This is a genomic window from Pandoraea faecigallinarum, from assembly GCF_001029105.3.
In the GTDB taxonomy this organism is placed as follows: Bacteria; Pseudomonadota; Gammaproteobacteria; order Burkholderiales; family Burkholderiaceae; genus Pandoraea; species Pandoraea faecigallinarum.
In genome coordinates this window covers 4,971,899-4,997,895 of sequence record NZ_CP011807.3, presented here as the reverse complement: position 1 = coordinate 4,997,895, position 25,997 = coordinate 4,971,899, and the positions used below count along the sequence as shown (strand labels likewise).

General features: G+C 57.9%; 28 protein-coding genes, 1 tRNA gene and 1 pseudogene. 13 read left to right on the top strand and 17 right to left on the bottom strand.

What is annotated here, in order from left to right:
* The first annotated feature begins 27 nt into the window (after positions 1 to 27).
* The 3 genes from AB870_RS22020 (at position 28) to AB870_RS22015 (ending at position 1,729) form a co-directional block, all read left to right on the top strand.
* A tRNA-Ala gene (locus AB870_RS22020) sits at positions 28 to 103 on the top strand.
* A 303-nt stretch (positions 104 to 406) separates the two neighbouring features.
* Positions 407 to 742, top strand: coding sequence for a hypothetical protein (locus AB870_RS25795; protein WP_084663995.1), 336 nt, complete (start codon positions 407 to 409; stop codon positions 740 to 742).
* A 3-nt stretch (positions 743 to 745) separates the two neighbouring features.
* Positions 746 to 1,729, top strand: a complete 984-nt coding sequence (locus AB870_RS22015; RefSeq protein WP_047906288.1) for a replication initiator protein A — start codon at positions 746 to 748, stop codon at positions 1,727 to 1,729.
* Positions 1,730 to 2,178: 449 nt separating this feature from the next.
* On the opposite strand, the gene AB870_RS22010 is transcribed toward AB870_RS22015, so the two are convergent.
* Entirely contained in the window at positions 2,179 to 2,733 is a 555-nt protein-coding gene (locus AB870_RS22010; protein WP_237170011.1) for a hypothetical protein, read from the bottom strand.
* A 258-nt stretch (positions 2,734 to 2,991) separates the two neighbouring features.
* Here AB870_RS22010 and AB870_RS25790 point away from each other — a divergent pair, with 258 nt between their 5' ends.
* The 10 genes and pseudogenes from AB870_RS25790 (at position 2,992) to AB870_RS21960 (ending at position 8,435) form a co-directional block, all read left to right on the top strand.
* A complete protein-coding gene (locus tag AB870_RS25790) occupies positions 2,992 to 3,276 on the top strand; it encodes a hypothetical protein (RefSeq protein ID WP_064674888.1) in 285 nt (94 codons plus the stop codon).
* Complete coding sequence (locus AB870_RS26505; protein WP_167362662.1) at positions 3,224 to 3,460, top strand: hypothetical protein; 237 nt, start codon at positions 3,224 to 3,226, stop codon at positions 3,458 to 3,460. Before AB870_RS25790 ends, AB870_RS26505 begins: the two co-directional genes overlap by 53 nt.
* A 4-nt stretch (positions 3,461 to 3,464) precedes the next feature.
* Positions 3,465 to 3,704 (top strand): TraK family protein, encoded by a 240-nt coding sequence (locus AB870_RS26835; protein WP_167362721.1) that lies wholly within the window; start codon positions 3,465 to 3,467, stop codon positions 3,702 to 3,704.
* A gap of 331 nt (positions 3,705 to 4,035) precedes the next feature.
* Positions 4,036 to 4,398: pseudogene (traJ, locus tag AB870_RS26830) on the top strand (conjugal transfer transcriptional regulator TraJ).
* Between the two features lie 86 nt (positions 4,399 to 4,484).
* Positions 4,485 to 5,258 carry a P-type conjugative transfer protein TrbJ gene (trbJ, locus tag AB870_RS21990; RefSeq protein WP_047906285.1) on the top strand — a complete coding sequence of 258 codons (774 nt, stop codon included), beginning with the start codon at positions 4,485 to 4,487 and terminating at the stop codon, positions 5,256 to 5,258.
* A 12-nt stretch (positions 5,259 to 5,270) separates the two neighbouring features.
* The gene (locus AB870_RS21985; RefSeq protein ID WP_047906284.1) at positions 5,271 to 5,459 is read left to right on the top strand and encodes a hypothetical protein; all 189 of its coding nucleotides are present in this window, start codon (positions 5,271 to 5,273) and stop codon (positions 5,457 to 5,459) included.
* The gene (gene trbL, locus AB870_RS21980; RefSeq protein WP_047906283.1) at positions 5,456 to 6,922 is read left to right on the top strand and encodes a P-type conjugative transfer protein TrbL; all 1,467 of its coding nucleotides are present in this window, start codon (positions 5,456 to 5,458) and stop codon (positions 6,920 to 6,922) included. Before AB870_RS21985 ends, trbL begins: the two co-directional genes overlap by 4 nt.
* 73 nt (positions 6,923 to 6,995) lie before the next feature.
* A complete protein-coding gene (locus AB870_RS21975) occupies positions 6,996 to 7,226 on the top strand; it encodes a type I toxin-antitoxin system ptaRNA1 family toxin (protein WP_047906282.1) in 231 nt (76 codons plus the stop codon).
* A 36-nt stretch (positions 7,227 to 7,262) separates the two neighbouring features.
* On the top strand, positions 7,263 to 7,784 hold the full coding sequence (locus AB870_RS21970; protein ID WP_047908551.1) for a hypothetical protein: 522 nt from the start codon (positions 7,263 to 7,265) through the stop codon (positions 7,782 to 7,784).
* Positions 7,785 to 8,135: 351 nt separating this feature from the next.
* Positions 8,136 to 8,435 (top strand): hypothetical protein, encoded by a 300-nt coding sequence (locus AB870_RS21960; RefSeq protein WP_047906280.1) that lies wholly within the window; start codon positions 8,136 to 8,138, stop codon positions 8,433 to 8,435.
* A 120-nt stretch (positions 8,436 to 8,555) separates the two neighbouring features.
* Here AB870_RS21960 and AB870_RS21955 read toward each other — a convergent pair whose 3' ends face one another.
* The 16 genes from AB870_RS21955 to gmd all read right to left on the bottom strand — a co-directional run bounded on the left by AB870_RS21955 (position 8,556) and on the right by gmd (position 25,972).
* Positions 8,556 to 10,406: an ATP-binding protein gene (locus AB870_RS21955; protein ID WP_047906279.1), complete on the bottom strand. Its 1,851-nt coding sequence runs from the start codon at positions 10,404 to 10,406 to the stop codon at positions 8,556 to 8,558.
* Between the two features lie 142 nt (positions 10,407 to 10,548).
* The gene (locus AB870_RS21950; RefSeq protein WP_047906278.1) at positions 10,549 to 11,346 is read right to left on the bottom strand and encodes a hypothetical protein; all 798 of its coding nucleotides are present in this window, start codon (positions 11,344 to 11,346) and stop codon (positions 10,549 to 10,551) included.
* The gene (locus AB870_RS21945; protein WP_197683850.1) at positions 11,343 to 12,560 is read right to left on the bottom strand and encodes a DNA cytosine methyltransferase; all 1,218 of its coding nucleotides are present in this window, start codon (positions 12,558 to 12,560) and stop codon (positions 11,343 to 11,345) included. The genes AB870_RS21950 and AB870_RS21945 overlap by 4 nt, the downstream gene beginning before the upstream one ends.
* Before the next feature lie 123 nt (positions 12,561 to 12,683).
* Positions 12,684 to 13,055 carry a very short patch repair endonuclease gene (locus AB870_RS21940; protein WP_237170009.1) on the bottom strand — a complete coding sequence of 124 codons (372 nt, stop codon included), beginning with the start codon at positions 13,053 to 13,055 and terminating at the stop codon, positions 12,684 to 12,686.
* Between the two features lie 48 nt (positions 13,056 to 13,103).
* Complete coding sequence (locus AB870_RS21935; protein ID WP_047906275.1) at positions 13,104 to 14,240, bottom strand: site-specific integrase; 1,137 nt, start codon at positions 14,238 to 14,240, stop codon at positions 13,104 to 13,106.
* Positions 14,241 to 14,475: 235 nt separating this feature from the next.
* Positions 14,476 to 15,774 carry an O-antigen ligase family protein gene (locus AB870_RS21930; RefSeq protein ID WP_053059479.1) on the bottom strand — a complete coding sequence of 433 codons (1,299 nt, stop codon included), beginning with the start codon at positions 15,772 to 15,774 and terminating at the stop codon, positions 14,476 to 14,478.
* Between the two features lie 261 nt (positions 15,775 to 16,035).
* The gene (locus tag AB870_RS21925; protein ID WP_047906274.1) at positions 16,036 to 16,635 is read right to left on the bottom strand and encodes a sugar transferase; all 600 of its coding nucleotides are present in this window, start codon (positions 16,633 to 16,635) and stop codon (positions 16,036 to 16,038) included.
* On the bottom strand, positions 16,632 to 17,789 hold the full coding sequence (locus tag AB870_RS21920; protein WP_047906273.1) for a DegT/DnrJ/EryC1/StrS family aminotransferase: 1,158 nt from the start codon (positions 17,787 to 17,789) through the stop codon (positions 16,632 to 16,634). Before AB870_RS21920 ends, AB870_RS21925 begins: the two co-directional genes overlap by 4 nt.
* Positions 17,786 to 18,442, bottom strand: a complete 657-nt coding sequence (locus AB870_RS21915; protein WP_053059478.1) for an acyltransferase — start codon at positions 18,440 to 18,442, stop codon at positions 17,786 to 17,788. Before AB870_RS21915 ends, AB870_RS21920 begins: the two co-directional genes overlap by 4 nt.
* Complete coding sequence (locus AB870_RS21910) at positions 18,436 to 19,713, bottom strand: glycosyltransferase (RefSeq protein ID WP_237170008.1); 1,278 nt, start codon at positions 19,711 to 19,713, stop codon at positions 18,436 to 18,438. The genes AB870_RS21915 and AB870_RS21910 overlap by 7 nt, the downstream gene beginning before the upstream one ends.
* Positions 19,710 to 20,282 (bottom strand): D-sedoheptulose-7-phosphate isomerase, encoded by a 573-nt coding sequence (locus tag AB870_RS21905; RefSeq protein WP_047906272.1) that lies wholly within the window; start codon positions 20,280 to 20,282, stop codon positions 19,710 to 19,712. Before AB870_RS21905 ends, AB870_RS21910 begins: the two co-directional genes overlap by 4 nt.
* Entirely contained in the window at positions 20,279 to 21,412 is a 1,134-nt protein-coding gene (locus AB870_RS21900; RefSeq protein WP_047906271.1) for a glycosyltransferase family 9 protein, read from the bottom strand. The genes AB870_RS21905 and AB870_RS21900 overlap by 4 nt, the downstream gene beginning before the upstream one ends.
* Before the next feature lie 41 nt (positions 21,413 to 21,453).
* Entirely contained in the window at positions 21,454 to 22,749 is a 1,296-nt protein-coding gene (locus AB870_RS21895) for a hypothetical protein (RefSeq protein ID WP_047906270.1), read from the bottom strand.
* Positions 22,724 to 24,031 (bottom strand): lipid II flippase MurJ, encoded by a 1,308-nt coding sequence (locus tag AB870_RS21890; RefSeq protein ID WP_047906269.1) that lies wholly within the window; start codon positions 24,029 to 24,031, stop codon positions 22,724 to 22,726. The genes AB870_RS21895 and AB870_RS21890 overlap by 26 nt, the downstream gene beginning before the upstream one ends.
* Before the next feature lie 3 nt (positions 24,032 to 24,034).
* On the bottom strand, positions 24,035 to 24,835 hold the full coding sequence (locus AB870_RS21885) for a hypothetical protein (RefSeq protein ID WP_047906268.1): 801 nt from the start codon (positions 24,833 to 24,835) through the stop codon (positions 24,035 to 24,037).
* A 3-nt stretch (positions 24,836 to 24,838) separates the two neighbouring features.
* Positions 24,839 to 25,972: a GDP-mannose 4,6-dehydratase gene (gene gmd, locus AB870_RS21880; protein ID WP_047906267.1), complete on the bottom strand. Its 1,134-nt coding sequence runs from the start codon at positions 25,970 to 25,972 to the stop codon at positions 24,839 to 24,841.
* Positions 25,973 to 25,997: the final 25 nt, after the last annotated feature.

Genomic DNA, 25,997 nt, shown 5'->3' with positions numbered 1-25,997 from the left:
AAAATCGATATAATCGAAGCTTCGTGTGGGGCGGTAGCTCAGCTGGGAGAGCGTCGCGTTCGCAATGCGAAGGTCGGGAGTTCGATCCTCCTCCGCTCCACCAAGATTTGGTTTAAAAACAACGCACTACGTCTTGCGATGTAGTGCGTTGTTTTGCTTTCGGAAGCAGGTTTTGGCACATCGTGTGTGCCAAATTTGTGCCAATCGGCAACGCTCGCGCCACGACCCTGCGTCTTCCGGGCTGCGATCAAGTGCGCACGTATGCTCAGCATCCTTTCGATTCGTTGTATGATTTAGCCGCGAGCCGATTACATCGGCAGCAGACGGCTGGCACCGTCTTTCATCAATCGCGCGCGGAGAGAGTATCCGGCCGGGTTTCTTGTCGACCCGCCGTGGGATCTCTTTGATGAAAGAACTGATCACGGTCGAGCAGCTGTCCGCCTATCTGCACAAGTCCGTTGCGAGCATCCGAAGCGATGCGACCCGCAATCCACAATCTCTTCCTCCGATCTGTCGTCTTCCGAGCACCAAGCGCCTACTCTGGCGTGTTGAGGACGTTGAACACTGGCTAGCCGCGCATGTCGAGGGCATCTCTCGACCCGTGGCCTCGGTGGTCGCGGAAGATTCGCGACCGCGCCGAGGCCGGCCTACCAAGGCTGAGCAGATTGCACGACAGCGAAGCCAACGTCATAAGCAATCCGGCATCCGATCCTCGTCCACCGAAGCCGCGGCCGAGGTGTAAGCCATGCAAGCATTCATCGTCGAGGCGACGCCGCTGGCGTCGCCTGGCGGTGCTTGCGATGCGTCCGCATCGACGCACTCGCGCCTTGCACCGCACAGGCATCAGCAACGAGATTTCTTCGTCGCTGACATTCTCGATGCTTCACCGAAGGACGACGTGGCAAGCATGGAGCACCCCTTATTCGCTTTACGCGCCGGTGACCGGCGTGTACGTGTGTACGAGCGAAACGGGACTACGGTAACAGTAAAACCTGGGATCGACGGCTGCGCGACGATTCATGACAAAGACCTATGGATCTACTGCATCAGCCAGTTGGTTGAGGCGAAGAACCGTGGCCGCGAGATTGCACGCACGGTACGTTTCACTGCCTACGACTTTCTGCACACGACAAATCGCGACGCCAGCGGCCGTGCCTATATCCGCATGGGAGAGATGCTCGCACGACTCACCGGCACGCGCATCGAAACCAACATCGAGACGGCGGGTAAGCGCGAACGCGGGTTCTTCGGATTGATCGATTCGGCCAAGGTCGTTGAACGCGACGGCGATAACCGCATGGTGGCCGTGGAAGTGACCTTGCCAGACTGGCTGTTTCGCAGCGTGGACGCTATGCACGTGCTAACCCTGTCACCAGACTACTTCCGCCTGCGTAAGCCTCTTGACCGGCGCATATACGAACTTGCCCGCAAGCACTGTGGCAGGCAACCGACCTGGAAGCCTAGTATCGCCACGCTGCATGAGAAGAGCGGCAGTGCCGACAAGCTATTCAAATTTCGGGCGGCTATCAAGGCGCTGGCCGCCTCCGGCGAGCTACCTGACTACCGCATGGCCTATGACCCTAAGGCCGACGCGGTAGCGTTCTACGCTAACGGCCCGAAAGGCTACCGAGCTGAAATCGCGGCTATCGTGAAGGGTCTGCCTCCCACCTCGGCCAAGGCTCGTGAGAATGCATGTGTTCGCAAGCGAGGTGGGCCCAGATGTCCGTGAAACTACGTGCGTACCGTTGTGGATAACTCAATCTGACCTGTGAATTATCACGTGCCTTTAGGGATGCAGTGCTGTGGCTTGCCACGTGCTTTTGGGGATGCGCCTCCTCGTGCTTTTAAGGATGAGCACGTCCCGAATCGCCTTGTACTGCAAGGGTTTCAAAAAGCGTAACGCGCGCGCGCGATATAACTCTATATAAAACCTTTAACGTTCCGCCGACGCTCTTCGCGCGGTAGCACAAGCAAGTAGTCGTTGCGTTGTGCTACTGCGCTCAACCCTCAACTTGTCCCTCATCTGTCAATAAGCTTCGTTCCGGCAACCGAAGTTTTCGTTCATCCGCCTTTCGCGCGGGCCCCGCCGCTACATCGAAGAGTCGTCGCCGAATGCATTTCATTGACACTTGAGGGACGCGAGCAGCCGAATTTTAGCCGCTAAATTTCTCGGCACGTTCAATGGACCCAATCCAGCCGAAAAGCGAGGACATTCCATCGCGCTTCGGCCGGTGCCCACGCTATCTCCATATCGGGCCGGGAGACGATCCAGTTCGTTAGTTCCGCATCAACAGCTTGTTTGACGCCAAGATGGGCGAGTTCCTGCTGTACGTGGTCGTTATCCAGGCAGAGCCGCAGGCATCGGCAAATTCCCTCGCCATCGAGACCAACGGGAACGATGGCCTCGACCTCTTGGTGCAGCCGGTATAAGGCAACTGCCTTCGCCAAATATGCAAGGGGAACGGGCGCACGATCACGCTCGGCCAGTAGCATATCGGCCTCGAATTCTGCGAGCACCATATCAAGCGTTCGCCATTCTTTCAGCTCGCCGGATAGTATCGACTGCAACTCGTCCAGCCGTCCCCACATCGCTTTCCACAGATCTGCCGGGCCGTTCTCATGCAGGACATCCGCGTCGGCGTCGAGACGCGTCAGCAGCGCTCTTTGTTGTGCGGACAGCGGCTTTTCTCCGCTGAAGTTCGGCCGCCACTTTCCGGACTGTTGGGTCAGCATGCCAACCTTATCGTCAAAGCGCGCTGCGAATTGGTGTGGGTTCTCCGCCCCCACGCGAGCAGCGAGTATGTGCAGGAGCGCAGCCGCGCGCATGCCGCCTTGCCGTTTTTCTGAATCGCTTCGCGCAGGTCGTGCCATAGGTCTTTAAACCCTAGTAAGAAAACGCCTGATTATTCGCACTGCAATTCTATTCCTGTTTGCCCAAGAATTCATGCAACAACGTCAATCAACCGGAATCAAGCCCAGTGTGTGAGTTCAATGTTCGACATCTTGAAAGAGCGGTACGGCGCTGTCATGACTCTCGAGCAATTGGCCGCGACATTAAGCCGGAAACCAGAAGGCTTGCGGATGGCCCTGCTGAAGTCGAAGAGCGAATGGGCGCGATCTCTCAATGCCCAGAAGGTTTACATCGGCCGCCGCATGTACTTTCCCACCGAGGCAGTCGCGCGCCTGTTCGATGCAGGAATTGCAACGGAAGGGGAGCGACGTGATGAAGCGAATGTCGATCGAAATATCCGAGGAGACGGCGGCAAATCTTCGTGAGCTGGCTATTCGCTGTACGCGGTCGAACAAGTTGCGAGAAGGATTCACAAGTCACGGCGATCTGACGCCTTCAGCGTTGCTGGCGATGCTTGCGGAAGATGCCGGCATGGTGATCAGCCGCCCGGGAAGTTGGGAAGGTGCCAACTTGGCTCAGGTGCTGTCGTCGCACGGCTACGAGGTTTGAAGCTATGAAATCGCTGTCGGAACGAATTGCGGAGCGCGCCTTGAGGCAGTCCATTGGACGAAATGCAAGAAACCGAGCGGCATTTCTGCTCGTGCGGACGGAAGTTCAAGCAGCTATCGACGACGGGCATTCGCTAATGAGCATTTGGGAGGCGCTGGCGGAAGAGGGGCATATCTGCTACGGCTACCAAGCTTTCCGAAGATATGCCAACGAGCTGACGCGCAAGCCGCAAGTGTTTCCATAACGATCAGCGATCTCACCGCATTCAGTCGTTACCTTCTTGGAGTCGAACAGAATATGTCTTTCTTCGACCAATGCAGCATTCGAGCGTTGTTCTTTCGATTGATCGAAAGAACAACGGTAAATCAACAACGATGTCTCGATCGCGGAAAGGTCCAGTTTCCTTTCGGAAGCGGTGGCATGCCGGGCAGGATATGTGAAGTAGGCCCACCGGCAAGCCGGTGTTCCTTCTTCACTCTCCCTTATTCGCGTCTTCGGCGCTCAACGGGAATCCTGCTCTGCGAGGCCAGCGGCTACCGCCGCTTAATGCCGGCGTAGGCCGGATTGGATGAGTAATGGACGCCGAGACAAAGACGATGACGCGCAAGCATGGCCGCCACCTTCGTGCGCCCGTCTTGCCGGACGAAGAAGCGGCAATAAAGCGCAATGCGGCGGCGGCCGGCTTGAGTGTCGCTGCCTACTTGCGGAACGTGGGAGTGGGCTAGGAGATCCGAGGCATTCTCGATCTCGCCCGCGTTCAAGACTTGGCCCGAGTCAATGGCGACCTGGGGCGCCTCGGTGGCCTGCTGAAGCTCTGGCTGACGAACGATGCGCGGACGGCCGGGTTTACGCCGGCAACCATCCGCGTCCTGCTGACGAAGATTGAGGCCACACAGGACGAATTGCGGGCGGTCATGACGCGGATAGTGCGTGCGTGAGCTTTTTAGCCGCTAAAGCGGGCTGACTCGTGGCCCCCTATGTTCAGCTTATGAGGTGGCCTCTAATTAATCGAAGGAGAAGCAAGATGCGTAGAGAAAAAGGTTCCGTCAAGATGGTATTGATTGTCGCAATCGCAGCGGCACTCAACGTCCCGGCGCACGCCGGCATCCCCGTGATCGATGCTACGAACGTTGTGCAAACAACGGTCAGTGCGATGCAGAACGTCGCGGCTGTCGAAAAGCAGATTCAGCAGTATCAGACGCAGTTGCAGCAATATCAAAACATGCTGCAAAACACGCTCGCGCCCGCCGCCTGGGTGTGGGACCAGGCGAATCAGACGATCAACAAGCTGCTGCAAGCGCAGGACACGTTGAGCTACTACAAGAATCAGGCCGGTAGTCTCGACGCCTACCTGTCAAGATATCAGGACGTGAGTTACTACCGCACGTCGCCGTGTTTCACGTCGAGTGGTTGCTCAAACTCGCAACGACAGGCGCTGCTCGATGCGCAGGCTAACGGTTCGACCGCGCAAAAGAGCGCCAACGATGCCGTCCTGAAGGCCGTCGATCAGCAACAACAAACGCTGACCACGGACGCAGCGCATCTTCGGTCGCTGCAATCGCAGGCGACAAGTGCGCAAGGGCAAATGGAAGCGTTGTCGGCGGCAAACCAGCTCGCGAGCGCGCAGACGAACCAGCTCCTGCAAATCCGGGGCATGTTGGCCGCCCAAGCAGCAGCGCAAGCGACGCGTGCCGAGAACGTGGCTGACAAGGAAGCCTTGCAAGCAGCAGCGGCTCAGCAGCTTCGTGACGGCAGCAACATCACCAGTTCGACGCCGAAAAACTGGACCTTCGAATAAGGGAGACTGGCGATGAAATTCACCATCTTGCTCATCCTTATCACAGTTCTTACAGGTTGCGAGGACAAGAGCGCTCGGATCGAGGCACAGCAGGCGGCAGCCGCGAAGCAACTGCGCGACGGCAGCAACATCGTCAGTTCCTCTCCGAAAAACTGGACGTGGGGCGATACGCCATCACAACCGCAAAAGAAAGACCAATGAGGAGGAGCCGCGCTATGAAAACGATGCTTTCCGAAGGCTTCAAGCGCCTTGCCGTTGCCTCGACGGCCATCGCCTATACGGCAACCGTTGCAGCCGCACCGCTGAATTCCAACGTAGTCGATTCGGTGATGGGGAAATACCAGGCCGCTGCCAGCGCGTGGGGCAGCGTCATGGTGAGCTACGCATCGTGGTTGTTTTGGGGCCTCGCGCTGATCAGCATGGTGTGGACGTTCGGGATGCTGGCGTTGAAAAACGGCGGCATTCAGGAGGCACTGGCTGAAATCGTTCGCTTTTTCACTGTGCTCGGCTTCTTCTGGTGGATTCTCTCCAACGGGCCTGCGATTGCCGATTCCATCGTCAAGTCGATGTGGATGATCGGCGCGAAGGCCATCGGCCAGTCAACCGATTTTACGCCAGGAGGCATCGTGCAAATCGGCTATGACATTTTTACCAAGGCGCTCGATCAGTCGTCGGTCTGGTCGCCGACGGACAGCGTGGTAGGTCTCCTCATGGCGTTGGTTGTGATGATCGTTCTTGCGATTGTCGGCGTGAACCTGCTCCTGGTCTTTGTGTCGGCCTGGATCATGATCTACGGCGGGGTGTTTTTTCTTGGCTTTGGTGGGGCGCGCTGGACGTCAGATATCGCGATCAGCTACTACAAGCATGTCTTGGCGATCGGAGCCGAGATGATGGTAATGCTGCTGCTCATCGGGATCGGCAAGACGTTCATCAACGAGTACTACGCCAGCATGAGAGCCGGAATCGACCTCAAGGAAATGGCGATCATGCTTATAGCGGCATTCGTGTTGATGTATCTCACGAACAAGATACCGCCGAGGATCGCAGGCATTGTTGGTGTTGGTGGCGCTGGTTCGATTGGTGGTGTTGGGGTTGGCTCGGTGATGGCTGCTGCCGCCATGACCGCGAGCGCGGCGGCGTCTGTCGGTTCTACTGCGATGGCCGGCGCGACGAGCTCGGCCGGTGGAGCATCGGCTCTCAAGGCGGCGTTCCAGTCAGCGCAGCAGAACATGGCCGATGGCAGCGGTATGTTCTCGAACAGTGGCGGCAGTTCGTCGGGCAGTGGCTCGTCGAGTGGCAGCGGCTTGGGCGGCTTTGGCAGCGGTAGCACGTCCGGCGGCAGCGGCGGCTTCATGTCTGCCATGAGCACAGCCGGCCGCTTCGCGGCGGACATGGGCGCGAATCTCGCCAAGGGCGCGAGCGCAGTCGCCAAGGACAAGGCCGCGAACATGATGGACGCCGCGAAGGAACAAATGGCGCAGACGACGGGCAGCAAGATTGCGTCGGCGATTTCGAGCAGGAGCGGTGCCAGCACGGACACTGAATCGAATTTCGCCGGCGACAGTCTCGGTGCGGGTCGGCAAAGCGCGATGGCCGGGGGCAATATGAACGACGAAGTAGCTGCGTTCGTAAACAAACATCGTCCAACTGAGGACGAGGCTTAGACAGCACAAGCGCACCGGCCGGCGGCAACCGGCCGGCACTTCCACGTAACAACACCTGCTTGAGAGGTGAAGCATGGCAATCACGCATGATACCGAAGCACGGCAAGTTATCCATCACGCGGCAATGCAACTCGCGGCCTTGGACTTCATGGACCAGAGCACCGCTCGGGAGCTATCGACACTGGCGGAGGCCGTTGCGAACCTGTTCATGGTCGTCTTCTACCAGGCCGAAACAGGGCGGGCGACGCACCGAGATTTCAGTGAGGCAATGGCCGTTGTACGCCAAACGTTGCAGCACCATTGAGCTGCGAGCAGCATGCTATCGGCGCAGGGAGCTTCCATGAACCACACAGACTTTTATATCGGCCTGACCTTCATGGATTGCACGGGGTGGTGGCGTTGTACCGATGTCGGTGCCCGAACCATCTTGGCGATCCGATTGGACCACGACGATCCGCACTGGTATGAAGGCCCGCCCTATATCGTCAAAGAAGAGGTATTCGATGAAGACGATATTTCACGTTGTCACCTTACAGTCGAGGAATCGATTCGTGCGGCGGTCCACGCCGCAGATAACTCCGAGCATCCGGGCTTTCCCCACGAGGTTGTCGAACGGATGATGGCGACTCGGCGCGCACACCCGTACCCGCACGAAGGAGTTCTGCGATTTGATCGCAAGCGTCCGGATGGCGAAGTTCTTCACCCTTATGCTGGGCGAAAAGAAGGTGAATCATGGGTTGTGGATCTCTACCTACCCTTTCGAGGCACCTACGAGACAATGGCCGAGCGTGACTTTATATCGTTACAGAGAGCCACGCCGGATGACCTTCGAGCCAGGGCAAGCCGTTTGACCAGCACGTAGCGCATAACGCTGGTAAGAATAATAAGAATATTATTCTTCTTCCCGACTACCGCGACACGGCGCATCGTATTCGAACTGAGCCGGAGCGCTCCGATGCTTCAATATCAACCCGTTACCGTCCACGAAGCCGTCTCCTTTACCCGTGATCGTTGTAGCCGCCGCCTAGCGTCCACCGATATGGAGTGGCACGAAAAATTGTCGCTCTCGTTCACGGGTGGTTACATGTCCGTTTTCGGGGATGGCAGCCAAATCAGTATCGACCTCTGTCAGCAGAGCCTGAAGGACGTTCTTGGGCCGTGGCTGCGTATCACGCACCCATGAACGTCGATCTTCAACTGAGCCAAGACACCCATGACCATGAGCAGCGACGAAAAACAATCGAACCTCAATGCCACCACCCAACCAAGCGACAAAGCGGGGAACGCGACCGGTGCGTTCAAGGAGAATGCCTTGAGCGAGCAAGATGCCATCGCAAGCGGTAACGTCCTGGCCAACTTGGCTGATGCGCCAGAGCCGACCTTCCTGGACGACGAAGGCCCTACCCTTGACGTTCCTCTGTTCATCACCAGGAACAATGCCCGCGAACTATTCGGCCTATGTCCCGGCGAGACGGTAGCCCAAGCGTTAGCGCGCAAGGCCAAAGAAGGTTAGGCGTGGGCTCGCGTGCGATAAGGGAGGTCGAATTTGCGGCTTGGCTCCCCGAGCTTTCAACCAGGAGCAGAAGCGTAGCGCGTGAGCACGGTCGATCAGTAATGCCGCGATTTCCGCTCGTTAAACGAGCATCCCGTGAATCCTTTTAAGCCAGCCCGATACCTCGCCGGCCGCGTCGATCTCCGCAAGTCTCGCGGGGGTCATTTTTGCAGCAGCGTCGCGGTTGAGCCGCTTTTTGGCCCGATTGACCTTATCACCCAATTCCTTGGCGTCAGCCAAGACATCGGCCCATGGCTTCGTGCTACCAGACGATTCGTGAACGGATTTGGCAACGATTAGCGGAACGTCACAGGTGTCCGTGTAGGTGACCACGATACCGTTCATACCTTCCGCGATGGCGTCCGCGTGCAAATAGTTCTCGAGCTCGCGCTTCGTCGTTATGACCGCCCAAGATCCGTCGGTACGGGCGTTTACCGTATCGCACTCCGCTTGGTACTTCGGCGGCACGGCATCGTCACGATCATAGATATGAACTTCCGGAAGATTCAGGTTTCGCAGATAGTGCTTGGCAACCCATTGCTTGAGCGAGCCTCCACCGAGAGGGACAAGCGCCACTCGGTTGTCGCCGGTGAAATCGACGACATCAGCCATGCTTGGTTTCAGCATGGAACTGATGCGCTCAAGGAATTCGATATCGTTGGTCCCTTCGACGAAGACCAGCGCTTGGACCCGCCGATCAGGCAATACGCCGAGTTCGTTTGCAATCGTGGCCAAATCGTCGTCGGTGCAATGAACGACGGTAGCCGTACCGTCGGCCTGTTTGCGCACGCACCGCAGGCTATCGCTCGGCAAAAGCCCGGCTAGCCCGGGCGTGTGAGACGTGACCAGAACTTGCGTGTTCTCATCTACGGCAAGTTCCTTAAGTGCTTGAACGAGCAAGCGCTGGTTGTCGGGGTGTTGCGACGTCTCCGGCTCCTCGATGGCGTAGATGACGCTCAATGCGCCCTTCTCGGTACGTCGCCTCTCCGCTTCGGCCCGGAAAAAGTTCAGGAGGATAAGACGGCGAACGCCGCTCCCGCGCTTGTTGATGGGAATGTCGTTGTCCCCCACAAGGCCAAACTTGAAGACATCCCATTTGGGATCGGCCTTGAAAAATGGCTTAAGCTCACTCGCTAGGCGACTGTCCATCTCGTTCAATTTTTCGAGTGTTCGCTTCGCGACATCTTCCGCCCTAAGTCTCACCGCATCCTCGATCTTCTTCAGATCGTCCGCCATTTCCTTAAGCGCTTGCGTGATCGCAAATTTGAGCGGGCTTTGAACCTCTTCGTCACCGTCCTGGCTTGGTCGGTCAGAGCGGAACAGCGCGTACATCGGAAGCTGCGGCTTGAGCTGATCCCAGACCTTCTTGGCATCCTCCTTGTCGAGCGGGAGCAGCCGGCGTTCTAGCGTTAACGGTTGACAAGCAGCACGGATCGCTTGGCGCATATTCCCATTTATCGCCAAGTTCACGGTCGACTCGTCGATACCGAGCTTTTTGATTCTGGACTTGAGGTCGCTGTTTTTGAGCGTGAGCAGATCGGCGGCGTCGGCATTGACCGGATGTAGCGCTGTCGCGAAAACCGCTTCTTTCGGCGTTTTACCCGAACAGTCCCATTCCTTAGTGATCTCCAGCTCGCCTTTTTCGTTCAGCAGATGCTCAGCAGCGAGGGATGTCGGGGCAGCAGCGTCGAGAACAATCTTGATAGGCAGGTTCGTGAAGGCACAGCCGATGCGGATCGTTGTCCCATTGGCGTACACACACGCATCGCCGCGTTCGGGCTTGCCGTCATTGAAGAAGATTTCGAGTGCTTCGAGGATCGTTGACTTGCCAGCGTCGTTTTTACCAACGAAAGCTGTCAGGTCGTCGATCTCGATTCGGACGCTTTGAGCGTACCCACGGAAATTTTCAAGAATTACAGCGGCGAGTTTCACAACCCCTCCCCCCGACGAATGTGGTCCACTGAACTGGTAGTCTATTAACGGCTTCCGCTTGAAAAAAGTGTCCGTCCGCGCTACGCCGACATATCGGAACTAGTCAGACAGCGACCTGTTACGCAAGGACTGCGGCCGCAACCTATGTACGGTAAGCAACGATTTCGTTGTGATCGAGTTCGCCCGCAGGCACGAGCTTGTAATGTCGTTCTTCGACGACTTTGAGCTCGTCATCCTCTATTTTCAACTCGAATAATGCAATTTGATCGCTACTCACGAATTGGGCAGAGATCGGTCGGCATCGCAACGCCGGATATTTTTGCGCGCACCAAGCGGTGTCCTGCGCGGTCTGTACCGTCGAAATTTGGTCGCTGCCACCCTTGGCTTGTACAGGGATGACATAGTGACAACCGTACTTGTCGAGACCGACATAAAGCTCGTCGATCTCGATTTGCCCCATGTCCTTGACGCTCGTGCGCAAATGGTTCTGTAGCGAGAACGTGGTGAGACCAAGAAAGATGTCGATGAGCCGGTTGTAGCGCACCTTCGCGAGTAGAGCTTGTTCATCGTCGAGGGCGTAGGCCGCGATGATTTCCGGCGTGTTGTCGGGAATGCGGATAACAGCGAGATTCGGGTTAGGCAAGATCCGATTGGCGGACGCTAGCCGGAAGCGGTACTTCGAACGTCCTACCAACTCGATAATCCATTCGCGTCCTTTGGGCTGTGTGGCGATGACTTTCGCCGGCATGGGGACTCGAAACCGCATCGCATAGATCACGTCTCCCAAATTGTCGGGCAGGGCGATTCCAAGCTGGTTCGCGGCTTCTTTCAGTGCCTTACGCTCAAAAGGAATCTCCGTAGTACCTTCGACGTATCCATCGAAGAAAATTTTCTCGATGAGCTGGTGATAACGAGTCGGAGCCTTGGCTTTATCGTTCATGCGGCAACCGCTTCCGTTTCGTCTTCGTGGCGTACAACAGGACGCTGGCGCCGGGCGATTACGGTGCTAGATACGCCGAACATCGCGGCCGCATCGCTCATCGAAATTCCGATCAGGCTTTCATCGCCGAGTGCCAGGATTTCGGTAGGCTTTTCGGGCTTCTTTTTCAACGCCTTCATGACCTGCGCGCCGACAGCACGTGCCAACATTGGAGGCACACTGTTACCGATCTGCCTGAAGCCGTGCCACTTGGTCGCATGGAAGCGAAACCAATCGGGATAGGAGTGCAAGCGCGCTGCTTCGCGCACCGTGATGACACGGGGCGCAGTCGGATGGATCGGACGCGGCGATGTGAACGCGCCGCGATCACTGGCGGTACCTGCACGCAGCGTGTTGCAAATACCGTCGAGAGCTAGTTTCTTAAAACGACTGATCGGTTCGACGTCGCCGGGGGCCGTAGCTGCAAAGCGGCTTCTCGACAGATCGGTATGCTCCGTCAGCAAGGATCCGGTCAACAGGGATGCATCGAATTGCCGTCGATAACTAAAGTCGGTGGGGTCGTCCTTTTTTCCGCGCAAGTACGCTGCATAGGTCGACGGTTTGCCGTACTTCGCCTTTGTCCAATCGCGCTCCCACAGCTCGGGAAACGTCTCGGCATCCGGGATGTCGCCAATCGCTTCGGCAACGGTCGTGTGGCCCGTCGGTTGCGGATAAGTCGGTAAGGGCAAGCCCTTGCGCGCCCCCATGAGAATCAGTCTCCGCCTATCTTGAGGTACCCCGAAGTCAGCGGCGTTGAGAACCTTGTAGTCCGTTTCGACATCGTAGCCGCCCTCTTGGAAAGCTTCGATGATCTCTTGCAGAAACTTTCGGTGTTTTCCGACAGTCAGTCCTTTGACGTTTTCGAAGATGAAGTATTTGGGCTTCAGTTCCAGCACGACTCGGACATAGTGATGTACGAGCTGGTTGCGTGCGTCGTCGAGCGCTCGCTTGCCAATGAGCGAAAAGCCCTGGCACGGTGCTCCCCCGACCACAACGTCGATATCGCGTTTGCCGATACCAGCGCGTTGTCGCAGCTCGTCGCCGGTTACATCAACGACACTCTTGCAAATCGTGGCGCAGGTAGGGAAGTTGAACTTGTGGGCGGCGGAGTGAATGGGGTCTATGTCCACCGCAGCCACGATGTCGAAACCGGCTTGTTCGAAGCCGAGGCTCAACCCCCCGGCTCCTGCGAAAAGGTCGATCCCGATTGGGCGAGTCATAAGTGAAGTCCCTGTTTTTGGTTGCAAATCGTTGGCTGGGAGTTTACGCGAAAACGATCGCTTTGTCGATCGTAGTTTTCACTTCGTGTCGAGCAGGTCCTTCAGGCGCGTTGCCAGCCCTTCGAGATCGGTCAGCTCACATTGCCAGACGACGGCCACACGCCAGCCGGTCGCCTCAAGTGCAGCCTCCTTTCGAGCATCCCGGTCGCGATTGGTGGCAATTTTCGGTTGCCAGTAGTCGAGGCGCGACTTCGGTAGTTGACCGATGCGGCAACCATGGCCGTGCCAGAAGCAGCCGTGCACAAACAGCGCGACGCGCCGGCTCGGGAAGACCACATCGGGCGTTCCTGGCAGGTCTTTCCGATGGAGTCGAAAGCGATAGCCGAGGCGATGCAGCAGCGAGCGAACAATCATCTCTGGCCGCGTATTCTTGCCTTTCACCTGTTGCATGAGGTGTCGGCGTTGATCGGAATTCAGACGGTCTGTCAATGTCGATCTCTACAGGAGGCGCTTCGCCAAATCTTCTGCGCGAGGATGGTAATACCGCATTAGCATCCGCGGGTCTTTATGGCCGGTAATCTTCGTCAGCTCGTGCATCGGAAAGATCGATGCCAGCCTCGAAGTGGCTTCGTGTCGCAGGTCGTGAAACCGTAGGTCCGTCAGAAACTTCGCATCGGGTCTTCGGCCGGTCTCGTTGCACTCTTCCTGGTAGAGCTTACGCGCCCGCGCCACAGCACGTTCGAAAGCCCTGGTAACAGCGTCGCCCCGAATTTTGAATACGCTCGTTCCATCGCCGCCAAGCCTTTCGCAACTGGGGGCATCTTTAGCGTCGTCGCAGTTGTCTTTCAGAGCTTGAAGTACGGCAATGGCCCGGGGCGACAACGGTACATCGCGCGCCTCACCGTTTTTCGTCGCTGGCAGATGTGCGACTCGGCGTTTGAGGTCCACGTTCTCCCATTGCAGTGACACAATTTCTCCCCGGCGCATGGCCGTTTCGACAGCTAGCCAGATGATGGCGGGCAGCAGCGCCGAGTTGCTGGCCGCTATAACCCGTTCAAGTTCACCATCCTGCGCGCCCCGCCCTGATTCAAGATCGCCATCGTCAGGGAAGTCTGTGGCAGGTTCGCCGCTGGCGGCGATGCGCCGCGTCCGCGCGTTATTCGGTTGCGGCTTCCGCACTAGCTCAACCGGGTTCGACAGGCTTTCCATGCCCCATTCCTTGCGGGCGACATTGAACACATGTGACAGAACAGCGAGCCGGCGCAGCACCGTGGCAGGCTTATAGTCCTTCAGCCACACGTCGCGAAGCTTCGCCACGTCAGCGCTCCGAATCGTGGCTAGCGGCCGCTTCGCCAAGTCAATCGCCTTGCAGGTCTTGATGACGGATGATTCCTGCGCTGATCCCTTCTTTGCGAGGGATATTTCTTCTTCATACCGGTTCAGCGCCTCGTAAAGCGTCGTTGCTTCGGCTTCGCAGCGGCTGACCCATATGCCGCGTGCCATTTCGGATTCGATCATCTTGGCCCAAGCTTCCGCCTCGGCCTTTGTATTGAAGGTCTTACTCTGCGCAGGGTAGCCGTGTCGTCGCACCTGCGCGCGCCACTGGTAGGGGCCTCGTTTGGTGATGGCGGCCATCGTGGGAAAAGGTCATCTTGGGTTCAGTGTGCCAAAATTGTGCCATAAAAGCGGGGAACTTTTAGAAACTATTGATTTTGCAAGATGTATTTTTACATTCGCAATGCGAAGGTCGGGAGTTCGATCCTCCTCCGCTCCACCAAAGACTGTGCGCCAGGCCGGTTAGCGGCTGACGATAAAAATAACCTCGTACCGGCGACGGCACGAGGTTATTTTTATAGAGTGATGTACAGGGTTAAGTGGTTTGATCGGGGATCTGCTGCCCGTCGGTGGCGCTGTGGCGGCTGGCTGCGCAGTAGGCGCAAAGCATGGCAAGAATGCTAGAGTAGGTTGACGTGGTCGATTTCAGATTAAAGGTCTCGACCGTTAAGCCAAACATCCAGAAGGCAAGTACGAAAGCGAGACCCAGTAATGCGGCCCGCTGAACTGTGCTGTCGCTTGAGCGCAAGCTACACGCGAAGATGGCCGCCGGTCCGCAGTAGACGAGCATCAGGGCTAACCAACCAATCAGTCCGTAGTCGACCGCGTACGCGATCATCTGATTATGCATCTCGCCCTCGCCGGCTTGCGCCGCGAGCGGCGTTAACGCACCGCTGGCCTGAAGCTCCGGCATATTGCGTTTGTAGCCACCACCACCGAGGCCGGTAAAGGGATTGTCGCGCACGAACGACAGGCCTGCCTCCCAGAGCTGGAGTCGAACGCCAACGGATGTGTCTCGTTGCCCTTCCCGATAGTGCTGAATGTCAGTCTTGACGTCGTCCACGCGATCCCGAATGAATGGTGATACCGCGTACGGCAGCATACAGGCTGCGGCGACCCCCAGCGCAACTAGCGTTTTGAAGCGCCAAGTGCGAGTCCGATACTGATATGTCAACACGAGTATCGCCACGAGCGGTAACGCCACCCATCCGCCACGCGAGCCGGTAAGCAGCGATGCGAGTAGGCCTGCGATCAGGCCGGAGATCTTTACCGCAGCCAACAGCCAGTGATCTCGCCGGCCCCAACACACGGAGAGTGCCGAGAGCACTCCGAAGATCAGAGCGATGTCGCCGTAATGGATGGGGTTGAGGAAGTAGCTACCGAAACGATCTGCACCCCACTCACGGTGATTGGGCACCATGATCAGAATGGACGCGATTGCACCAGCCATAAACGCGAGATGCAGGCTGCGCATCGGGCGGGCGTGCCGTCGCATCAGTAGGTAAAGCGGAATGGCGAGCAGGAATCGCGACGGTGAATCGATCGTGTTCCACACGATTTCGCCATGCGAAAGCTCGGTCGCGACGACCAATACCACCGGTGCAGCCATTGAAGCCAGGAAAGTCCAGTCGGCCCGGGTCAATTCCTGGCGTGGCCTGGGGACAAAAAACAGGCCGAAAAGCGCCAACACACTACCGCCAATCAGTAACGCACTGGCGCCACCCCGAACCAGCATTGAAAGCGCGGGAAAGGTGATTATGTACAGGTAAATCAATACGTCGGTGATACCTTCGCCGTGCGGAGGGGGGGGCGTTACGGATCCGGATGCGTTCATCAATTTGTGGTGACGGGGCTGGAAATTGGCGGCACGTAAGGCTCTCGTAAATAGCCACATGACTCAGCCGCAGTACTTCGCCTTCGGCGCGTTCGCGTCGCGCGGGCCGCCATTGTACCTCTTGGATGTGCCGGTTCTCCCGGCGAGGATCTATGAGACAGCGTACATCCAATCTGCGTGTTCCGATAGCGGCTCGTCTGACAAGGCGGCGCAGGGTGTCCGGAGCCGATGCATGACGTGCCGTCTCGGGGCACGTCATGCTCACGTCACGATGGCTTTGATCGTCCGCAGGATGATTCGCACGTCAAGCCAGACCGAGTGACGCTGCGCGTATTCCACACAATAGCGCAGCTTCGCTGGCAGCACTTCCTCGATATAGGTCCGCTCAGGATCGTCGCTTTGACCCAGAAGTGTACTTTCGTCGCGATACTCGATCGACGCCAGATCAGTAATGCCGGGTTTGACCGAGAGCACGATGTCGCGAACGTCGGACGGGTAGACGGCGACGTACTTGGGAACTTCAGGGCGTGGCCCGACAAGACTCATTGCCCCAGTGAATACGTCGATCAACTGCGCCAATTCATCGAGCTTATATTTGCGTAAAACGGACCCTACACGGGTGATCCGTCGATCCGCGCCGACGGTAATCTGACGCGCCGCGCCGGTCATATCGACCGTCATTGTCCGGAATTTGTGGATACGAAACGGTACGCCTCGCAGCCCGATTCGTTCCTGACGGAAGAACACGGGGCCTGGCGAGTCGAGCTTGACGGCCAACGCGATACCCAGCAATACGGGCGACAGCACCAGCAGGCCGGCACTGCTGCCGGCCAGATCCAGTAAGCGTTTAGCGCTGCTCATTCGGCGAGCGCCTGGCGAATCGAGCCAAGCACGCGGTCGATATCTGCATCCGTCATTGCTGTGTACAGTGGCAACGACAAGGTGCGCTCGTAGACGCGCTGGCTCACCGGGAAGTCCTGGGGATTCAGGTGATACCGGTCACGCCAGTAAGGTTGCAGGTGCAGCGGAATGTAGTGCACGCTGCAACCGATGCCTTGTTCGAACAGTCGCTCGATAAACGTGTCGCGCGCTACCCCGGCGTTATCGCCAAGCTGGATTACGTACAGGTGCCAGGAGTGGATGTCGCCCGGCGCGGCACGCGGCGGGCAAATGATCGACAGATCCTTCAGGCCGGTGTCGTAGCGGTTGGCGATGGCCTGACGGCGTTCATGAAAGCGATTGGCCTTGCGCAATTGGTGAATGCCGATCGCCGATGCGATATCGGTAAGGTTGTACTTGAAGCCAGGCGCGACGATTTCGTAATACCAGCTCGGCGTCTTGGCCGTGAAGCGATCAAAGGCATCCCGGCTGATGCCGTGCAAGCGCATGATGCGCGCGCGCTTCGCAATTTCCGGATTCTGCGTGACTAGCATGCCTCCCTCGCCGGTAGTGATCGTCTTATTGGCATAGAAGCTGAAGATGGTCGCGTCGGCGCCTTGCTTGCCGACCATCATGCCGGCGCTGGTAGCAGGCAAGGCATGGGCAGCGTCGTCGACAACCTTCAATCCTTTGCGGCGCGCAAGATCGAGAATGGCGGGCATATCGGCAGCGCGACCGGCAAAGTGCACCGGCATGATGACCTTCGTGCGCGGAGTTATGGCGCGCTCAATCGCCGCCACATCGATGCACAGTGTGGTCGAGTCAATGTCCACAAACACGGGATCGGCACCCAGGTAGCGTACGACTTCAGCCGTTGCGGTAAATGTATGCGTAGTCGTAATGACTTCGTCGCCAGGGCCGACACCCACAGCCTCCAGGGCGAGATGCAGGCCCGCCGTGGCCGAATTGACCGAGATCGCTTCGACGTCACCGCCGAGGTAGGCAGCGAAGTCGGCTTCAAATTGACGCGTCTTCGGGCCTGTGGTCACCCAGCCGGAGCGCAGCGCTTCAACCACTTCCGCAATCTCTTCTTCACCGATTTCGGGCTTGGCAAAAGGCAGGAACGATTCATTCATGATGTCTGGCTCTCGATGTTGTCTTGTTGTTGCAGCCGGCGTAGTTCCGCCAGTCGCTCGGGGTCGAAATAGGTCTCGTCGATGCCGGGTTCGTTGATGTAAGGCGTGTCGTGCTTGCGAGTGTCGCCGACGCGGCGCGCCGGGTTGCCGGCGATAACGGAGTGATCTGGGAACTCACCGCGTACTACGCTGCCCACGGCCACGACGCAGCCTTTGCCCAAGACCGTTCCGGGCAGCAGAATGGAACCGGTGCCGATGAAGCAGTAATCGCCGACCTTCACCGGCGCGCGCTCAAGTCCGAGGCGTTGCTCGGTGGGCATGTCAATATAACGCTTGCCGAGGAGGCGGATAGAGGCGTGACTGCTGTGCGAAAAAATCGCACTCAGGAATCCAAACTGGACACCTTCGCCAAGCGTGACGCCACCGCTTGCATCAATGATCGAATAATGGCCGATCCAGCAATGGTCTCCGACCCGAAATTGGTTGGCATCTAGCACCTTTACGCTTGAGCTGATGCGCGTGTAGCGCAGAAATCGCTTGTCAGGGCGGCAGTAGTATCCGTACACCATGAAGGGCCGGGTAAAGATGCCGACGACATTCATCACCAACGAGATGATGTAGCCGACTGGCGAAAGATAGAGTCGTCTCAACATGTCGGGTTCTCGACGAGGGATGTCAGAAATTGTACATATCGATCATGCTGGGCGCGTTGATCGAAAGCCGTGGCAGCTTCGCTGGCGTTACGCCGATATTCTGCCAGCAGTTCCGGGGACTCGGTCAGCGCAATCAGCGCGTCGGCGAGCGAGCGGGCATCTCCCGCCCCGTACTGTAGGCCCAAGCGGCGTTCGGTGACCTGTGTGCCGATTTCGCGCCCTAATGAGTTGACCACGGCGAGGCCACCGGCCAGGTAATCGTAGAACTTCACTGGCATCGACACCGTTGATTCTTCGAGGTATGTGCTCAGTCCGATGTCGCACTGCGTGTACAAGGCGTTCAGGCTGGCAGGCTCAAGTGTGCCAAGATATCGACCTCGCCCCTGGCTGCGATCGCAGGCGGCCCGGAGCATTTCGCGCTGGGGGCCGTTGCCGGCAAACAGGAATCGCACCGGAAGTTGGCGCAGGCGTTCGTTTTCCATGGCGCCGATGATCGACGGGATGTCATAGTTGTCGCCCAGTGTGCCAGCATAAATGACCCATACCTCGCCCGATACTTTCGGCGCGATGTCGAGCTGCGCGAGCACGCGGGCCGCGTCCTTGGCTGCCGTCCGCACGCTCGCTACGTCGACACCCAGATACGATACAAGCGAAGGTTTGCCTGGGGCGGCATGCAAACCGATATTCAGGTAATCGCGGGATACGGCAACGATGCCGTGTGATGCACGCAAAGTGCGTGCGCGCCGCCAGTAGAGCGGCGCGAACACCAGTCGCTGCAACAGCCGTAGCGGCCGGGGTAGTACGAGCGTAAACAACTCCGGCCAAAGATCGAGAATGTCCGACACGACGGGCACGCCGAGTTGGCGAGCCATAGCCAAGATGGGGCCGCCGAAGAATAAAGAGGGCTCGGCAAGCACGATGAGATCAGGTCGCTCTTGCTGCGCACTGTGCGCAAGTGCGGCCACGCCGCGTCCATACGCCTGCTCGCTCTTGATGCGAGCGAGCGAAATATGCCCGGCGTAGGCCGTGGTCGGGACGATGTTGACGATTGTGCCGTCAGCGAGTTCGCGGCGCTCAAAGTGCGGTGTACGGAAGCGTTTGTCGCGATGCTCGAAGTTCGAAATCCACCAGGTGACGCGGTGGCCGGCGGCGCGCAGCGCGCTCGCGAGCATGCTGCTGCGATATTCACGCCAGGCTTCATCAGGCAGGGTGCCGTAGGGATTGACGATCCACACGTTCAAGGACTTGGAGACACGCATTTCGGCTTTCATGCAAGGCCCAGACGCGTCTCGATATCAGCGCAGATCACATGCCCGATCAGAATGTGCGCTTCCTGAATGCGTGCCGTGTCTGTTGTGACGGAGATGCAAAGCGCGTGGGTGACCATGTCGAGCAGTTTGCCGCCGCTCCCGCCCAGCAGGCCGATTGTCATGATACCCATCTCGTTTGCGCATTCAACGGCCCGAACCACATTGGCAGAGTTGCCACTGGTGGAGATGGCGATCAGCACATCACCTTCACGACCGATGCCTTCCACCTGACGGGCGAACACTTCGTCATAGCCGAAGTCGTTGGCGATGCACGTGACGACGGCGGAGTCCGCACCCAGGGCGTGGGCTGCGAGCGGCCTGCGGTTGCCTTTGAGGCGGCCGACAAGTTCGCCTGCCAGATGTTGGCTGTCAGATGCAGAACCGCCATTGCCGCAGAATAGAATACGCCCGCCTCTGGCGATGGCTTCAGCGCATACGCGTGCTGCCGTTTCGACATCCGAGGTAAGGGCGGGAAGCGACTGGATGACCGTGAGGTGAGCCTCAACGGCTTTCGTGAAACTGGTACTCATACGGGTAGAGACTCCGTCATGGGGGGACGCTCCAACACGCTCAGGCAGCGATCCAGCACTTGAGCGACCGAGATGTCGAGCATGCAGCGGTTATGCCCTTCCGGACAGAAAGTAAAGTTGTAACAGGGAGCGCACGGCACAGCGTGGCGAATCGCCAGCGCTTGATTGTGCCAAGGCTCGATCGAGTCCGGATACTCGATGCCCGGTACGATGGAAACGGTCGGACATCCCATTGCATCGCCCAGGTGCATTGATCCACCGTCATTGCCGACTAGCATATCGCAGCGCGTTAGCAGGGCAGCCGACTGGGCAATCGATGTCGCCCCCATCAAATCATAAATGCGAGTCGGATCGACGGCGCGGAGAATGGCACCGTACTCGGCGTCGGCACGCACACCGATGATCAGCAAGCGAGCTTGCGGTCGCCGTACCAGTAGTGTTTGGCAAAGTTCAGCGTACTTCTCGATCGGCCAACGCTTATGTGGCTGAATCGCTCCCGGCGAGACCGCGATACATTCGGCGTCTTTCGGTATGTGCTCGGCGAGCCAGCGCGTGGCCCAAGCGTGCGCGTCGGGACCGGGACGCAGGTCGAATCGCAACTTGCTGTCTTCGTATTGCTGCGGCACTGGCAACTCGGACAGAAATTGCAATGGACCGTGAACGTGATGACGCAGGAGGCCTGCTGCTTTGAGCGCAGCGCGATCACCCGCGAGCGAGCCGCGGCCGCGCCACCCGGATTGCGGCACAAGACCGAGCAATGCGAACAGCAGCAGCATCTTCTTGATTCGGCCTATCCGCGGTGCACACGGGTCGAGCATCAGGATCGCGCGTTCAAAACGATAACCACGCAGCGATTTGCGGAGTGCCAAAAGGTTACCGAAGCTCAGGCCCGACAGCACACGTACGTCGTCTATCAGGTGCGGCCTTGCTAGTTCTACCCAAGGCAAGCTTTTCGCGTCGCCTGCATACTGGGCCACCTTGTTGCGCTGTGTTTTGCTGGCCGACTGAGTCGTGAGCAAAACAATTTTCGCGTGCGGAAATGTCAGGCGTACCTGCTCAAGCGCAGGTGACGCCAGAATGAAGTCGCCGAGTGCGGCGGAGCGAAAGATCAGAATTGCGGGGTCTTTCATTGAATAGCGATCTAGGTCAAATGCGACGGGCGCTGCACCGCCTAGGCGGGGTTGCGTGCTGGTCTCGGCCCGGCAATCCGTAAGCGAATCCGCATGCCGACAAGGCTCAGATAGAGCAGTGCGTTGGGTAGTACAAACATGTACAGGTATTTGACGAAATACGACGACTGTCCGCGAACTACATTGACCATCATGCAGCCAAACAGACCAAGCAACAGCAAGTTATATTCGCGGGAGTCGGACGTTGCCATGCGGCGCCAGAGACAGAGTCCGGCAATCAGCACGACGCCGTTGTATAGGAAGCCCCAGTACCCCATAAACATGAAGCCTTCGGTCAGCACGTAGAAGGCGTATCCAACCGAGCGCGTGGCCAGGTCCGGACGGAACAGGTCAGTTATAGTTTCTTGCAGGTATGGATAGCCGAGCAGAATGGCCGCATTCGATGTATTGGATTCAATGACTTCCCATGGACTTACATAGTCGTAAGCCATTGCGGCGAATAGCATGTGGGCTGGCGGATAATAGTCCTTGACCAGCAATTTGACCGACGTCGGCGCCGGTGGCGCCACATCGCTGTCACTATAGCGAGTGGCTTCGATCAACAGCAGCAACGAGACAACCAAAAAGCCGAAAAAAAGTGCACGCAACATGATGCGCACCGACAGCCGTGTTTGACTCATCTCCATCAATGCGAGGCCGAGAAAGCACGCGAGCACATCCGTTCGATTGCCCAGCTTGAACGTGATGAACAGGAAGAAAGCACCGCGCACGACGAACGGCAGCCACGGGGAGACATGAGGGATCAGATGTACCCTCTGCCGCGCGAGGCGGTAAAGCACGACGAGCGTGCCGACATCGATCTTGACGAAGAAAATCAACAGCGCTAGCGCCGGTGCCGTCGATCGCAAGTCATCCTGCTGCGCGGAGTACCAGCTCAAGTCTGCCCCGTTAAGCACGACGAAGCCGATCATGTACGCGGACGTGGCGAGCAACCAGCCCGAGGCAAGTTTGCGCCACAGGCCTTGCATGGCTGCAGGGCGCACGCTGAAGCGAAATGCCATTAATCCATAAAATACCGGTCGGAAAAAAACGAATGCGAGAACGAATGACACCAGCGACGCGGTAATGAACAGTACACTCGGCAACCACACGTCGTCGCCGAAGTAAGCCATGATCGCCTCGGATGCCTCGGGGAAGAAGTGATATCCGAGCTGCGCGAAAATACCGTAGATGAACAGGAAGACGAAATAGAACCCGAACATCTTGTCGCGCGGATAGATATACGCCAGTCCGAGCCCAAAGAGCAGGGTTTCAAACGCTAGCAGTAGCCCGTCCATGGGCATCGCCCCCCGCTTTCTTGAATAGGATCGTTACCATGGCCGCGCAGATCATCATCCAGGCGACCGAATAGGCATTAGCCAGGCCAGTCGCCCCGCCATGCATCCACAGGGCGGACGCCGCAAAGTAGAGCACGCCCCATGCCGCACCGAGCACTGCTGCCACTTTTTCGGCACCGGGCAGACAGAATAGCGCGCGCAGCGAAATGACCGATATCAGCATGCAGACCATGCCTGGTGTCATGTGCGCCAGCGTTGATGCCACGTTCGCCACGTCATGAGCGTTGAAGTTACCGCGAGCAAACATCAGGCGCACCAGCAAGTCCGGCAGCACGGCCAACGGCAATGCAAACACCGTGGCGGCCGCCGCCACAATGAGCACTGTCTTGCGAAGAAAGCTCCGCAGCGCGGCGGGATCGCCATGCCGCGCGAGATCGGTGATGCGAGGCACAAGAATGGCTGAAGGACCTGCCACGGCGAGGTTGCCGATGGCGATGATCAGGCGTTGAGCGTAGCCGAGCGACGCGAGCACGCCTTCGCCCGCGCGAGGCGCCCAGTAGGCATCGACGACTGCGTAAATCGAGAAGCACGATAAAGCAACCGCCGCATAAGGGGCCGTCGCGAACAGTGTTCTGACGTCACGCCACAGCCAGCGGCGTGGCGCGTTGTCAGTGAACTGTCCGCGCAGGCAGGCGCCGGCGAGAAGCGCGGCCGCCACGCTGCCGAGCAGCATGCCGAGCGCAATGCTTGTCACACCAATTTGAGACGACAGCGTCGCCGTCAGGCAGATCATGCCTACGTACGGCAACAGCCCCAGGGTTGCCGAAGATATATGGCGGCGGCGGGCGTGCAGAGTCGATAGCAGATAGGCCTGAACGATCTGGCTGGCGCAGATCAGCCAACCAAGACGAACCAGCGAATTGCGCGCGGGATGTTCTCGAATGACCGAGTCGGCAGGCAGGCTCGCCAGTTGGAGGCTGCCCAGGCCGATGCCCGCGATGAGAATCAGTATCGAAAAGCCACCGATGACTGCGAGACTCGTCATGAAGTAGTCGCGCTGAATATCGGCATTTCGTTCTCGCGACACCAATTCCGGTATGGCGACATAGCTCAGAAATGCTGAAACCATGCCAGCAACGAACGTGGGCCACGAAATGGCAAACAGGTAGGTGTCAACGTCCGTTCCGGCACCGAAGCGATGCGCGAGAATTAACTGGACGATGAAACCCAGCGCGCTTCCCAGTAGCGTGATGAAAGTGACGACGATCGAAGATCGCAGCATGGCTCAGACAAGTTGCTTGAGCAGATACCCAGGGTGCTCAAGCAGTTTGCGTGCTAATTCGTACTTGTGCAGGAGGTACGGCTTGGGTTGATAGAATCCGCGGCGCGCGAAGTCGATGTCGATGCCGTTGGCCTCAAAGACTGGCACGATATCGCGCAGCCATTTGCCTTTGACGATGCCGGTATGGACATAGTCGAGCGCGGGCCCGCCCGCTGCCTCGTCAAAGTTCAGGCAAAGGAATGTTTCGTTTCGTCGCTGGGCTCGCCACGTACCGTAAATCTCGAACATCCAACCGCTTTCTTCCGAGCGAAGGTATGAGCGCAGCGTATCTACACGCCAAAGCGCAGCTTGCGTGGAAATACGATAGCGCGCCTTCTGGCGAATTGCCTGCATGCCGGGAGCAGCAGGGTATGGGTCGTATGGGCCGAGGCTACCATGACGCGTGAGAGCAACGTGCTTCACGTCAGCGTGTTCCATCATAAACGAGACTGCCTCGCGAATGCGAGCATCGTCAGCCGGTTTATCCAGGAAGTAGTCTTCCTGGAAATACATCACCAGCGGCGTTTGCACCTGATCGAGCGCGCGCAGCAAGCATTCGCTCCAGCTCAACCGGCCCTCGTCAGCACGTTGCACCTGCGTGCATTGCACAGGCAGATCCGAAAACACGGCAGTCTTACGTTCCGTGTTGAGCAGAATGGGGGCATCGCAGGCGGGCCAGTAGCGTTTGAGTAACGTGAAGAATGGCTGCCAGCAATCGTCGAATCCGTCCGAGGAATTGACGAGGATGGTGTACGGTTGATTCACGCGTCAGTTCTCCTGGCTCACCGACACGTTAAAGCCATGCGAGCGAAGCACGGCGTGCTGCTTTGCCTTGGACAAGTCGGCGGCGACCATCTCACGACACATTTCCTGTACGGTGATCTCCGGTACCCAGCCGAGCTTCTCGCGTGCCTTGCTCGGGTCTCCAAGCAGGGTCTCCACTTCTGTCGGACGGAAGTAGCGAGGGTCAACACGAACCACGATGTCGCCCACCTTGACGCCCGGCGCATCGTTACCCGAGATGGCTGTGACCTTGGCGGTCTCTTCCACCCCTTCGCCGCTGAATTCCAGCGTGATGCCCAACTCTGCGGCCGTCCATTGAATGAATTCACGCACGCTGAACTGCACACCGCTTGCGATGACGAAATCTTCTGCCTGCGCCTGCTGCAGCATCATCCACTGCATGCGCACATAGTCCTTGGCATGACCCCAGTCGCGAAGCGCATCCAGATTGCCCATGTACAGGCAACTGTCCAATCCCTGCGCGATATTTGCAAGTCCACGTGTAATCTTGCGCGTCACGAATGTCTCGCCGCGGCGCGGGCTTTCGTGATTGAACAAAATCCCGTTGCAAGCGTAGATGCCATACGCCTCACGGTAGTTGACCGTGATCCAGTAGGCGTACATTTTTGCAACGGCATATGGACTACGCGGATAGAACGGCGTGGTCTCGCGTTGGGGAATTTCCTGAACGAGTCCATACAGCTCGCTCGTGCTTGCCTGATAGAAGCGAGTCTTCTTTTCTAACTTCAGAATGCGAATGGCTTCAAGAATTCGCAGCGTCCCGATGGCATCGACGTCCGCCGTGTATTCCGGACTCTCGAAGCTGACGGCGACATGGCTTTGTGCGCCAAGGTTATAGATCTCGTCGGGCTGCGTTTCCTGGATGATACGGATCAGGTTGCTCGTATCCGACAGATCGCCGTAGTGCAACACGAAGTTGCGATGATCGATGTGGGGATCCTGATACAGGTGGTCAATGCGCTCCGTATTGAATTGGGAAGCGCGACGCTTGATGCCATGTACGACGTAACCCTTATCAAGCAGGAGTTCGGCCAGATAAGAGCCGTCCTGGCCGGTAATGCCGGTAATGAGCGCGACTTTGCGTTGAATTTCTTGCATGACGAGAACGAGTGTCTGGTTATGT

Excerpts from the sequence above, each read along its gene's own strand:
- AB870_RS25795 (WP_084663995.1), top strand. The coding sequence starts at position 407 with ATGAAAGAACTGATCACGGTCGAGCAGCTGTCCGCCTATCTGCACAAG.
- AB870_RS22015 (WP_047906288.1), top strand. The coding sequence starts at position 746 with ATGCAAGCATTCATCGTCGAGGCGACGCCGCTGGCGTCGCCTGGCGGT.
- AB870_RS22010 (WP_237170011.1), bottom strand. The coding sequence starts at position 2,733 with ATGCTGACCCAACAGTCCGGAAAGTGGCGGCCGAACTTCAGCGGAGAA.
- AB870_RS25790 (WP_064674888.1), top strand. The coding sequence starts at position 2,992 with ATGTTCGACATCTTGAAAGAGCGGTACGGCGCTGTCATGACTCTCGAG.
- AB870_RS26505 (WP_167362662.1), top strand. The coding sequence starts at position 3,224 with ATGAAGCGAATGTCGATCGAAATATCCGAGGAGACGGCGGCAAATCTT.
- AB870_RS26835 (WP_167362721.1), top strand. The coding sequence starts at position 3,465 with ATGAAATCGCTGTCGGAACGAATTGCGGAGCGCGCCTTGAGGCAGTCC.
- trbJ (WP_047906285.1), top strand. The coding sequence starts at position 4,485 with ATGCGTAGAGAAAAAGGTTCCGTCAAGATGGTATTGATTGTCGCAATC.
- AB870_RS21985 (WP_047906284.1), top strand. The coding sequence starts at position 5,271 with ATGAAATTCACCATCTTGCTCATCCTTATCACAGTTCTTACAGGTTGC.
- trbL (WP_047906283.1), top strand. The coding sequence starts at position 5,456 with ATGAGGAGGAGCCGCGCTATGAAAACGATGCTTTCCGAAGGCTTCAAG.
- AB870_RS21975 (WP_047906282.1), top strand. The coding sequence starts at position 6,996 with ATGGCAATCACGCATGATACCGAAGCACGGCAAGTTATCCATCACGCG.
- AB870_RS21970 (WP_047908551.1), top strand. The coding sequence starts at position 7,263 with ATGAACCACACAGACTTTTATATCGGCCTGACCTTCATGGATTGCACG.
- AB870_RS21960 (WP_047906280.1), top strand. The coding sequence starts at position 8,136 with ATGACCATGAGCAGCGACGAAAAACAATCGAACCTCAATGCCACCACC.
- AB870_RS21950 (WP_047906278.1), bottom strand. The coding sequence starts at position 11,346 with ATGAACGATAAAGCCAAGGCTCCGACTCGTTATCACCAGCTCATCGAG.
- AB870_RS21940 (WP_237170009.1), bottom strand. The coding sequence starts at position 13,055 with ATGCAACAGGTGAAAGGCAAGAATACGCGGCCAGAGATGATTGTTCGC.
- AB870_RS21935 (WP_047906275.1), bottom strand. The coding sequence starts at position 14,240 with ATGGCCGCCATCACCAAACGAGGCCCCTACCAGTGGCGCGCGCAGGTG.
- AB870_RS21930 (WP_053059479.1), bottom strand. The coding sequence starts at position 15,774 with ATGAACGCATCCGGATCCGTAACGCCCCCCCCTCCGCACGGCGAAGGT.
- AB870_RS21925 (WP_047906274.1), bottom strand. The coding sequence starts at position 16,635 with ATGAGCAGCGCTAAACGCTTACTGGATCTGGCCGGCAGCAGTGCCGGC.
- AB870_RS21920 (WP_047906273.1), bottom strand. The coding sequence starts at position 17,789 with ATGAATGAATCGTTCCTGCCTTTTGCCAAGCCCGAAATCGGTGAAGAA.
- AB870_RS21915 (WP_053059478.1), bottom strand. The coding sequence starts at position 18,442 with ATGTTGAGACGACTCTATCTTTCGCCAGTCGGCTACATCATCTCGTTG.
- AB870_RS21910 (WP_237170008.1), bottom strand. The coding sequence starts at position 19,713 with ATGAAAGCCGAAATGCGTGTCTCCAAGTCCTTGAACGTGTGGATCGTC.
- AB870_RS21905 (WP_047906272.1), bottom strand. The coding sequence starts at position 20,282 with ATGAGTACCAGTTTCACGAAAGCCGTTGAGGCTCACCTCACGGTCATC.
- AB870_RS21900 (WP_047906271.1), bottom strand. The coding sequence starts at position 21,412 with ATGAAAGACCCCGCAATTCTGATCTTTCGCTCCGCCGCACTCGGCGAC.
- AB870_RS21895 (WP_047906270.1), bottom strand. The coding sequence starts at position 22,749 with ATGGACGGGCTACTGCTAGCGTTTGAAACCCTGCTCTTTGGGCTCGGA.
- AB870_RS21890 (WP_047906269.1), bottom strand. The coding sequence starts at position 24,031 with ATGCTGCGATCTTCGATCGTCGTCACTTTCATCACGCTACTGGGAAGC.
- gmd (WP_047906267.1), bottom strand. The coding sequence starts at position 25,972 with ATGCAAGAAATTCAACGCAAAGTCGCGCTCATTACCGGCATTACCGGC.